The 8845-nt window shown below is 67.2% G+C and carries 10 protein-coding genes and 3 pseudogenes; 7 read left to right on the top strand and 6 right to left on the bottom strand.

Annotated elements, in window-relative coordinates:
- Both ACTMTF_RS49040 and ACTMTF_RS49045 read right to left on the bottom strand, forming a co-directional pair.
- Positions 1–722: pseudogene (locus ACTMTF_RS49040) on the bottom strand (SpoIIE family protein phosphatase); the annotation flags it as partial.
- Positions 723–738: 16 nt separating this feature from the next.
- Entirely contained in the window at positions 739–1635 is an 897-nt protein-coding gene (locus tag ACTMTF_RS49045; protein WP_441116981.1) for a hypothetical protein, read from the bottom strand.
- A gap of 74 nt (positions 1636–1709) precedes the next feature.
- On the opposite strand from ACTMTF_RS49045, the gene ACTMTF_RS49050 reads away from it, so the two are divergent.
- The 3 genes and pseudogenes from ACTMTF_RS49050 to ACTMTF_RS49060 form a co-directional block, all read left to right on the top strand.
- Entirely contained in the window at positions 1710–1928 is a 219-nt protein-coding gene (locus ACTMTF_RS49050) for a hypothetical protein (RefSeq protein ID WP_441116982.1), read from the top strand.
- 2 nt (positions 1929–1930) lie between these two features.
- Complete coding sequence (locus ACTMTF_RS49055; protein WP_441116983.1) at positions 1931–2188, top strand: SDR family NAD(P)-dependent oxidoreductase; 258 nt, start codon at positions 1931–1933, stop codon at positions 2186–2188.
- Between the two features lie 248 nt (positions 2189–2436).
- Positions 2437–2550, top strand: a pseudogene (locus tag ACTMTF_RS49060) (hypothetical protein); the annotation flags it as partial.
- A gap of 138 nt (positions 2551–2688) precedes the next feature.
- Here the strand turns inward: ACTMTF_RS49060 and ACTMTF_RS49065 are convergent.
- The 3 genes from ACTMTF_RS49065 to ACTMTF_RS49075 all read right to left on the bottom strand — a co-directional run bounded on the left by ACTMTF_RS49065 (position 2689) and on the right by ACTMTF_RS49075 (position 4495).
- Positions 2689–3399: a mycothiol transferase gene (locus ACTMTF_RS49065; protein WP_441116984.1), complete on the bottom strand. Its 711-nt coding sequence runs from the start codon at positions 3397–3399 to the stop codon at positions 2689–2691.
- Positions 3400–3499: 100 nt separating this feature from the next.
- On the bottom strand, positions 3500–3658 hold the full coding sequence (locus tag ACTMTF_RS49070; protein ID WP_441116985.1) for a hypothetical protein: 159 nt from the start codon (positions 3656–3658) through the stop codon (positions 3500–3502).
- Positions 3659–3799: 141 nt separating this feature from the next.
- Positions 3800–4495, bottom strand: a complete 696-nt coding sequence (locus tag ACTMTF_RS49075) for an SDR family NAD(P)-dependent oxidoreductase (RefSeq protein ID WP_441116986.1) — start codon at positions 4493–4495, stop codon at positions 3800–3802.
- 144 nt (positions 4496–4639) lie between these two features.
- Here ACTMTF_RS49075 and ACTMTF_RS49080 point away from each other — a divergent pair, with 144 nt between their 5' ends.
- Positions 4640–5500, top strand: a complete 861-nt coding sequence (locus ACTMTF_RS49080; RefSeq protein ID WP_441116987.1) for a helix-turn-helix transcriptional regulator — start codon at positions 4640–4642, stop codon at positions 5498–5500.
- A gap of 22 nt (positions 5501–5522) precedes the next feature.
- Here the strand turns inward: ACTMTF_RS49080 and ACTMTF_RS49085 are convergent, their stop codons facing one another.
- Complete coding sequence (locus ACTMTF_RS49085; RefSeq protein WP_441116988.1) at positions 5523–6116, bottom strand: TetR/AcrR family transcriptional regulator; 594 nt, start codon at positions 6114–6116, stop codon at positions 5523–5525.
- A gap of 90 nt (positions 6117–6206) precedes the next feature.
- On the opposite strand from ACTMTF_RS49085, the gene ACTMTF_RS49090 reads away from it, so the two are divergent.
- The 3 genes and pseudogenes from ACTMTF_RS49090 (at position 6207) to ACTMTF_RS49100 (ending at position 8204) form a co-directional block, all read left to right on the top strand.
- Entirely contained in the window at positions 6207–7262 is a 1056-nt protein-coding gene (locus ACTMTF_RS49090) for an aldo/keto reductase (protein ID WP_441116989.1), read from the top strand.
- A 77-nt stretch (positions 7263–7339) separates the two neighbouring features.
- Positions 7340–7897, top strand: a pseudogene (locus ACTMTF_RS49095) (recombinase family protein); the annotation flags it as partial.
- Between the two features lie 94 nt (positions 7898–7991).
- Positions 7992–8204 carry a hypothetical protein gene (locus tag ACTMTF_RS49100; RefSeq protein ID WP_441116990.1) on the top strand — a complete coding sequence of 71 codons (213 nt, stop codon included), beginning with the start codon at positions 7992–7994 and terminating at the stop codon, positions 8202–8204.
- The last annotated feature ends 641 nt before the right edge of the window (positions 8205–8845 follow it).

Consider the following 8845-nt stretch of genomic DNA (forward strand, 5'->3'; position numbering starts at 1 on the left):
GCGGCCCGGTAGCGGTCTTCGTAGAGGGGGTCGTCCAGCCAGGGCAGTGCCTTGCACAGGCGTTTGCCGACCATCTCCGATGGTTGCGCGGCGAGCAGGTCGGCGGCCGTGGCGGTGACGAGGGTGACCCGCGCGTGCGCGTCCAGGTGACAGTAGCCCTCGGGCAAGGAGTCGAGGCAGGCCAAGGCTGTCAGGCAGGCGTCCGAGCGCGGCCGGTGAGCGGGAACCGGGTCCAGGATGCGAGGCGGGAAGCTGGGGACGACCGGCTGTCCGCCCTCACTCGCCCGGCGGAGCAGCCGCCCCATTTCAGCGCAGATGCCGTCGATGATGTCGAGCCGGCGCCGGCTGAGCCGGGGTTCGCCTCCCGTGGGCCAGCCCATGACGATCCCGCCCCAGACGACACCACCGGCGCAGACCGGCGAGGCGGCCAGCGCGAAGTCGTACGGCAGCGACAACGCCGCCGCTGGGAATTCACGCGCCAGGGCCACCCGGTCGCTGAGCCAGAGCAGCCTCTGCTCACGCACCGCCACCGCGACCGGCGTGGAATCGTGCACCCTGACTGTGGCCCAGGTCCGGGCGATGGTGGCGGGAAAACCGATCGTGGCCTGCATCTGCAGGAGGTGACCGCCCGGGGCCAGGACGTACACGATGCCGATGTGCGCGCCGGCGCTGAACACGGCTTCGACCAGCAGATCGTCCAGACGAGACGACGTGCTCCCCACCCCCGGGAAAGCGGCGCTATCCCCTGGCCACGCCACGATCCGTACAGCTTCCGCGTCGGGAGCCCGACAAGCGTTCCAACCACCCCATATCTGCAGGATACGCCCATAGAGGGCGGCCAGTCGGGTCACGCCGAACGCTCCGCCCGGCACGCGCGCCGGGCGGCGGGCGGCGGGCCGACAGTTGGCGGATGCCCAGCCTGTGCCAGGCGAGCGGGCTTACCGGCAGGCCGGACCCACATCGGCATAGCGCGGAAGTATTCCTGGAATTCGACCCCTTGACGTCGGGCTTCGCCTTCCTGCCGCTCACTCGCACGGTGCTGGTCCTGACCCAGTTCATGCCCCGGCTGCAGGCCCGTTTCGGCGCCCGATCACTCACGCTCGTGGGGACGCTCCTGGTCACGGCCTTGCCCGAGTACGACAGCCGGAACACGAACATGTAGCACTTGGTCCTGCGCCCGGCCAAGTCGACCCACACCTCCCCGAAGTCGACCTCGGCCTCTTCGCCAGGCTTGTGGATCTGATCGAGGGGTACCTCCGGCGGTCCGTGCCCGGCCTCGGCCCGAATCCGCGGGCGACGCACCGCGACGTAGTTGCACACCGTCGAATAGGAGACCCCCTCCATATCCTGCTCGGCCACCAACCGGTCGAAGATCCGCCGGACCGTGTGCCGCTGCTTGCGGGGCGCGCTCAGATCCAGCCACAGCATCTGGTCGATCACCGGCTTGAACGGATCCAGCCGAGACCTTCGCGGCGTCATCGCCTTGCGCGGTGCCGGCCATGCGGATGTCAACGCCTCCGCCACCGTTCGGCGGGAAACCGCGTACTTGCGCGCCAGGGCCCGCTGCGACAAGCCCTCCATCCGGGAGTCCCGCCTGATCGCCGCGTACTTCTCCACCTTGGTCATCCGCGCCATCAGCGCCCCCTTGCGACGCCAAGCGCATCGAGCGTCCCACCGCCACGCCCGAGTGGTACGGCATCGCGATCGTCGTGGCCACCTACGCCGCAGGCAACGACCCCGGATCCTTCACCTCCGGCCTCGCCCCGTCGTTCTACGTGGCGGCGGCCATGACCTGCGCCGCCATGCTGCTGGCCCTGGTCACGCTCACCCGACCGGCGAAGAAGCCGGCGCCCGCGCCGTCCTCATTCCGCAACTCCGCCGACGACCACCCCATGGCCTGCGCCACGACACCAGAAGGAAGGAAGTAGCCATGCCACAGCTGTCCGACAAGGTCGCGCTCGTTACCGGAGGCACCGCAGGTATCGGCCTGGCCATCGCCCGGCGCTTCATCGAGGAGGGAGCCTTCGTCTACATCACCGACCGGCGTCAGAAGGAACTCGACGCCGCCGTCGACAGCCTGGGAGATCAGGCGGCAGGCGTACGGGGCGATGTCGCCGATCCCGAGAACGTCGACCAGTCATCGACATCGTCGCGCAGAGATACGGCCGGCTGGACGTCGTCGTCGTGAACGCGGGAGGCGGAATCGTGATCCCACTGGAGGAGATCACCCCCCAGGACTACGAGCGGCACTTCTCCGTCAACGTCGCAGGAACGTTGTACACCGTGCAGAAGTCCGTGCCCTGATGGGCGAAGGCGGATCGATCATCCTGATCGGCTCCGTCAACGCCTCCCGCAACGTGAACCAGATGAGCCTCTACAGCGCCACCAAGGCGGCCGTGCGCAACTTCGGACGCTCCTGGGCAGGCCTACGAACTGATCCCTCGCGGCATCCGTGTCAACACCTTGAGCCCAGGCCCCATCGACACTCCCGCCACCTACGTCGCGGCCGGAGCATCCGACGACGAGACCCAGCAGCAGTCACGAAGGGCACCGCGTCAGGGTTGGAGGCGCGAGGTTCAAGTCCGCGGCCTTGCAGCGGTGAGCCCTACTGGTGTTACGACCGGCCAGGCGGGGCTAGGGCGTGTTCAGAAAGTCCCGTCTGGCTCACGGCTCCTGGGCACGTACGCCCTAGCGCTCGTCGAGAATCCCCCGAGCATAGGCGGCCTGGCCGGCGTGCTGGACGCCATCGTTGGCGATGCTCACGAGCTGCCCGCCCCTCGTCGCCGGTGGGGTCCTGCCGGCATCCACGACCTCATCGAGCTCCAGCTCGCTCAGGCCTTGGATGTATGCGCGCGTCCGGCTGCTCACTGCGTCGAGGTAGCCCGTCAGCAACTCGGCGGTCGCCACTACCCCGGTGACGTCATCCGGATCCATGCCCCAGCCCATCTCGCTGGGGCCGAATGGCAGTCCGAACCTTGCGTACCATCCGTCGCTCGTCCAGACCTGCTCCAACCCGTCGAGGTCGGAGACCCATGCATCTTGACCGCGCGCCGTGTGCCAAGCCAGCCAGGCGATCGTGTTCGCCCCGGGCACGGGCCGCGTTGCGAGTTGCCGTGAGTCCAATCCGTCAACCGCTGCTGCGATGATTGTCGGGATCTTGGAGAACGCGTTGATCAGGACTTCCCCGGGGGTCATCCGATCCTCCCGCCCTGAATGAGCATCCATGCGTGTGCCTTGGTCCTTGCCATGCGCTTTCCCTTCAGAGAATCGAACCTGGTCTGCACGCAAGTCGGTGCCATCACCGCTGATCCGCGCTCGAATGGTGCGCACGCCCGACATGCGCGCGGCACGCCTCGCATGACCCGGCATATCCCGGGTGAACTCGAGGTCGAAGAACATAAGCGATGTGAACGCGGTTTCCACACTGCGACTTGGGCGAGTCGATGAACGTTCGTGGCCCAGCACCACTTCGAGGCGGCGTAGGCAGACTCCCACCGACTCATCCCTGATCGAGACGTTCGGTCTCTGTGATCCGCCGCCAGAGGAACCCCGGTTGACGTCTCACGTACTCGTCGATGTCAGCGTTCGCCGCGACGAAGTCGTCGGCAGTCAGGCCGGCGGCCGGACGCAGGACGGTGACTTCAAGAGCTTCGGCCATGGCGGGTCTCCTGTGTCGGGGCTGAGATGACGACTGGGAACGCCGCCGTGCCCCCTATGCGCGCCGCTCGAACAGAGACGCGGTCGGGAGGCACCCGGATGCCGTACAGCCTCCGGCAACGACGCACTGGAGCAGGGGTGCTCACCAAGGAATCTCGCCGAATCGGTCCATGTACGTCCCTGTGGGCGCACCGGGACCGGCTGTCGCGAGGCCGATGATCGCCTCTGTCCCTTCCGCGATGCTCTGGGCGGCTTGGTTGTTGGTGAAGTCTGTTGCTGTGGGTCCGGGATCGGCGGCGTTGATGCGGATGCCGGGTAGCGCCTTGGCGTATTGCACGGTCAGCATTCCGACGGCTGCCTTGGACGACGCGTAGACCGGGAGCGCCCACTGCGCCTCGAACCGACCGGGATCGGTGACGATGCCGAACGAACCGAGCCCACTGGCCACGTTGATGATCGCCGGGTCGGACGATGCCTGTAGCAACGGCAGGAACGCGTGTGTGGCGCGCACGACGCCGAATACGTTGACGTCGTAGACGGCGCGCATGTCCTCCGCTGTGGCATCCTCGGCCTTGACCATCGCGTCGAAGACACCGGCGTTGTTGATCAGCAGGTCGAGCTGCGTCTCGTGCTCGGCCAGCAGCGCCGCGGCCGCCGCGACGGAGGCGTCCTCGGTGACGTCCATGACCAGCAGGTGCGCACCGGTCTGGTCGGCAGCCGCGCGTCCTCTCGTTTCGTCACGCGCGCCTATGTAGACCGTGTGCCCCAGCGCGACGAGACGGCGAGCGGTCTCGCGTCCGAGGCCCTTGTTGCCGCCAGTGATCAGTGTGGTTGTCATGCGATTGCTCCCTCTTGGATGGGGCGGGCCCGCTGACCCGCCGCTGCCCAGTCTTCGCAGTCGTGGGCGATTGACGGTATGCCCAGCTCATCCTGGGACTCGCAGGGACAGGCAACCCTGGGGGCAAGCGCCTACTCTGAAACTATGGACAGGTCCAACGCGCTCGGCGAGTTCCTTCGTGCGCGCCGCGACGGAGTGACCCCGCAACAACTGGGCATCGTCGCCGGCGGACGCCGGCGCGTGCCGGGGCTGCGTCGCGAAGAGCTCGCCATGCTTGCCGGGATCAGCTCCGACTACTACCTCCGCCTGGAACAGGGCCGCGACCAGCACCCTTCGCACCAGGTCGTCGAAGCCCTGGCGGCTGCGCTGCAGCTCGATGAACCCGCGACGGCGCACCTCCACGGACTTGCCGCACCCGTTTCGCGACGCAAGGCCGCCCGCCGTACCGCGGAACGCGTTCCCATCGGCATTGCGCAGCTCATCGACGACATGCCCATGCCCGCATACGTCGTGGGCAACTACTTTGACATCCTGGTCGCCAACCGGATGGCCTGCGGCTTGTCGCCCGGATTCACACCGGGTCACAACGTCCTGCGCCAGCTGTTCCTCGACCCAGCCGACCGCGAGTTCTACGTGGACTGGGAACGAGTCACGGCCGCAATCGTGGGAGGGCTGCGGTCGAAGACCACAGCGGACCCGGACGACCCCCGGCTGACAGAGCTGGTCGGCGAGCTTTCGATCAGTAGCGACCGATTCCGCACTCTCTGGGCACGAGCCGACGTGGGACACGGCCGAAGCGGCATCACCCACGTTCGCCACCCCCAGGTCGGCGAGCTCCGTCTGCTCCACGAGAAGTTCGACATCGGAAGTGTCGGCGGCATGCAGCTGGTGGTCCATCATGCGGAGCCCGGGACCGACTCGGTTCAGTCCCTCGCCCTGCTCGGCACGCTCACCACGAGCCTGGACCGCGAGGAGTCGCCGGCCGGCGAGCACGCCACTCCCTGACGGGTGGAGCTCGGGTGCGAGGTCAGGGTGCTGCGATGGCCTGCTCGATGAGGATCTCAGCCGCTGCCCGAGCCTGCGCGTACGGATCGATGCTGCTGAGCACCGCTGCCCGGGCGCTGGCGCCATCGAACAGGACCGACAGCTGACCTGCGAGCGCCTCCGGGTCTGACGCGCCGGCTTCCCGGGCGATGTCGAGGATCTGCTCGGCGAAGCGGCGCTTGTGGTCGGCTACGAACTCACGGACAGGGTGAGTCGTGTCAGCGATCTCGACTGCTGTGTTGCTGAAGAGGCAGCCACGGAGCGGAAACCCGGGTGCCGGCGCCGTGAAGAGTGCCAGGAGCCGCTCCACGGGGGCGAGATCAGTGCGCTTGAGGGCTAGCTCGTTGCCCAGCACCTCATCGTCCTGGAACCGCCGCAGGCAGGCCTCGATTAACTCGTCCTTCGTCGCGAAGTGCTGATAGAGCGTCCGCTTGGACACATGAGCAGTCGTCGCGAGTTCGGCCATGCCAGTGGCGTTCACGCCTTGGCCGTAGAACAGTTCCTCGGCTGCGGCGAGGATCCGTTCGCGCGCGCCTCGCCCGCCCGCCCGCACCTTCGCTTCGTTGGTTGAGTTCACCACACCATGGTACCGATCGTTTTACTTCGCGGTCCAGGCCTGTTAGCGTGACATGTAAGACGATCGGTTTACCAGTGAGGGGCACCTCTGATGCGCTACACCAGTTTTGGACGACGGACCGGCCTGCGGGTCTCGGAGTACGCCTTGGGAACGGGAAACTTCGGCACCGCATGGTCGAGCGGTACCGTGTTGCCGGAAGCAAAGGCCATCTTCGATCGGTTCGCGGAAGCAGGCGGCACGTTTCTCGACACCGCGGCCATGTACCAAGGAGGTCAGTCCGAGGTCATGCTCGGCGACATGCTCACGACGACCCGCGACCAGTTCGTGCTCTCGTCGAAGTATGGACTGGGCAATCCAGTGAGTCCCGACCGCGCCAACCACGGCACCACCAGGAAGTCGATGATCTCCTCGGTGGAGGCAAGCCTCAAGCGGCTCGGGACGGACTACCTCGACGTGTTCTGGGTGCACTTTCCCGACCAGTTCACGCCGATCGAGGAGATTCTCCATGGCTTGGACGACCTGGTCCGGGCAGGGAAGATCCACCACGGCGCCCTCTCGAACTACCCCGCCTGGAAAGTCGCGCTGGGCGTCAGCCAGGCCGACCTGCACGGGTGGTCACCCATCGTCGGCATCCAGATGGAGTACAACCTGGCCGAACGCAGCGCGGAGCGGGAACTCCTGCCGATGGCAGAAAGTCTCGGGCTCGCGGCGAACCTTTGGTCGCCACTGGCAGGCGGCATGCTCACCGGCAAGTATCGGACCGCCGGCGAGGGACGTATGACAGACCCCGACCGGATCACCCCGACCGAGTCCACCGATCAGAGGACCGCAGTCCTCGACGCCGTGCTGGACGTGGCGGCGGAGACCGGCGCCAGCGCCGCACAGGTGTCCATGGCCTGGATCCGTGCTCGCGGCGACCGCTCAACCACCGCACTCGTACCCATCATCGGGCCCCGTACGATCTCACAGTTCGAGGACTACATGGGTGCGCTCGACCTCGACCTGACCGCCGAGCAGTACACACGCCTGGCAGATGTCAGCTCCCCGGCCCTCGGCGTCCCTCACGAGATCAACGCCATGGTTCATGACACCATGCTCGGCGACGATCCCCACCGATTCGTCCTGCCGACAACGCCCGTCGCCTGAGTAGACCTCACGCCACTGAGAAGCCGTATTTCAACCGGCTCCGGCCGGATACCGTCGTGCGTTGGCACCGCGACCTGATGAAACGGCGTCATGCCGTCGCCGGGATCTACCACACCGGCCGCTTCAGGAAGATCCCCCGGCTCGCCAAACTGCTCCGGGAGTCCACCCCGGCCGACCGCAGCCCAGGCCAGTCCTGGCGGCCCGGCACCCCGCCGCCGGCCGCGCCCGAGACGGACACCCCGGGCGCGGACATCCGCATCGGGTACGCCAGATGCTCCCACCTCACCCAGGAGCTGCAGTCGCAACTGGACGCGCTCAGCGCGCACGGCATCCCTCGCGACAAGATCTTCTCCGAGAAGATCAGCACCCGCATCCGGGTCCGCCCCCAGTTCGAGGCCGCACTCGCCCTCGCGCGCGAGATCAAGGGCCACGCCCCGCACTGCCGCGTGCTGTTCACCGACTCTGAGATGAAGCGGCTGGGCCGAGACGCCGCCGAGCTCGCCGCGCTGGCCGACCACCTGACCGCCCACGGCCTGATCCTGGAGATGCTGGCCGGTCCGCTGCCCGGCATCTACGACCCCAGCGGTCCCGGCCGCATGCTCTTCGGCTTCTTCGCCGCCATGGCCGAGACCGAGCGCGAAGCCATCCGTGAAGCCACCCTGGAAGGACTCGACGCCGCCGCCCGCAAGGGGCAAGCACGGCGGTCGGCCACCCGTCATCACCGACGACATGCTGCACACCGTGCTCCGCCGCCGGGCCTGCGGCGAGTCCGTCGAACAGATCCGCCCCGACCTGATCATCGGAACCGGCAAGCGCAAGGAGCAGAACCCCGGCCTGGCCAGCATCTACCGGGCACTTGCCGAGCACGAGAAGGCCCAGGCCTACCCAGAAGCCGTCGCCCAGGCCCGCGCCGATTTCGCCGACCTCCACACCGCCGGGTGACCTCGCGACGGCAGCAACTCCGGCGTGCCCTCGCGCCACCACTCAGGCCGAAGCGCTACCACCGGACATCCTCGCTGAGCTCGTGCGCACGGCGATCGAGGCCAACCGCGATCCCGTCATCCATCACCAGACACTCGCCCGCGAAGAAGCCGAGCGCCACGTGATCCGAGATCAGCTCAGCCAGTAGGCACTGCTTACAGTAATCGTCACCCAGAGTTACTTGCCCCTGGTGGCGGCGACCCGAGTGGGGGCCGCATAACGTGCTCGTTTGGGCCTGGTGAGGCGTTTCTTACTGGCACCCCCTAACTCCGTCCGGAGAAGAGGCCCCCTCCACTCGGTCGGTGTCATAGACGGCGATCGTTATCTTGGGTAGTCAAGCGAAATAGCTGGTCAGCCGCTTGAAGGTCTGTCAGGCACGTCAGGCAAGTGGGCAGTCTCGACTGCCGCGCCGGCGGGCCGTCGAGAGGTCCCATCAACCGCATGAAAAGACTCCGTCGGGGGTGCCGGGCGGGGTGGGTCTGAACCGCGCCGGGATCGGTGGAGACTCTATTGGTTGACTCCAGCCGCCGGTTGGGGCTGGTGTTGAGCGTAGTAGACGGCTTCGTGTTCGGCGGGCGGGACGTCACCGATGGCGGTGTGCA

The sequence above is a fragment of the Nonomuraea sp. ZG12 genome (assembly GCF_052068115.1).
In the GTDB taxonomy this organism is placed as follows: Bacteria; Actinomycetota; Actinomycetes; order Streptosporangiales; family Streptosporangiaceae; genus Nonomuraea.

Bases quoted from the DNA above. Each gene is read 5' to 3' on its own strand.
- ACTMTF_RS49045 (WP_441116981.1), bottom strand. From the start codon at position 1,635: ATGGCGCGGATGACCAAGGTGGAGAAGTACGCGGCGATCAGGCGGGAC.
- ACTMTF_RS49055 (WP_441116983.1), top strand. From the start codon at position 1,931: ATGCCACAGCTGTCCGACAAGGTCGCGCTCGTTACCGGAGGCACCGCA.
- ACTMTF_RS49065 (WP_441116984.1), bottom strand. From the start codon at position 3,399: ATGTTCTTCGACCTCGAGTTCACCCGGGATATGCCGGGTCATGCGAGG.
- ACTMTF_RS49070 (WP_441116985.1), bottom strand. From the start codon at position 3,658: ATGGCCGAAGCTCTTGAAGTCACCGTCCTGCGTCCGGCCGCCGGCCTG.
- ACTMTF_RS49075 (WP_441116986.1), bottom strand. From the start codon at position 4,495: ATGACAACCACACTGATCACTGGCGGCAACAAGGGCCTCGGACGCGAG.
- ACTMTF_RS49080 (WP_441116987.1), top strand. From the start codon at position 4,640: ATGGACAGGTCCAACGCGCTCGGCGAGTTCCTTCGTGCGCGCCGCGAC.
- ACTMTF_RS49090 (WP_441116989.1), top strand. From the start codon at position 6,207: ATGCGCTACACCAGTTTTGGACGACGGACCGGCCTGCGGGTCTCGGAG.
- ACTMTF_RS49100 (WP_441116990.1), top strand. From the start codon at position 7,992: ATGCTGCACACCGTGCTCCGCCGCCGGGCCTGCGGCGAGTCCGTCGAA.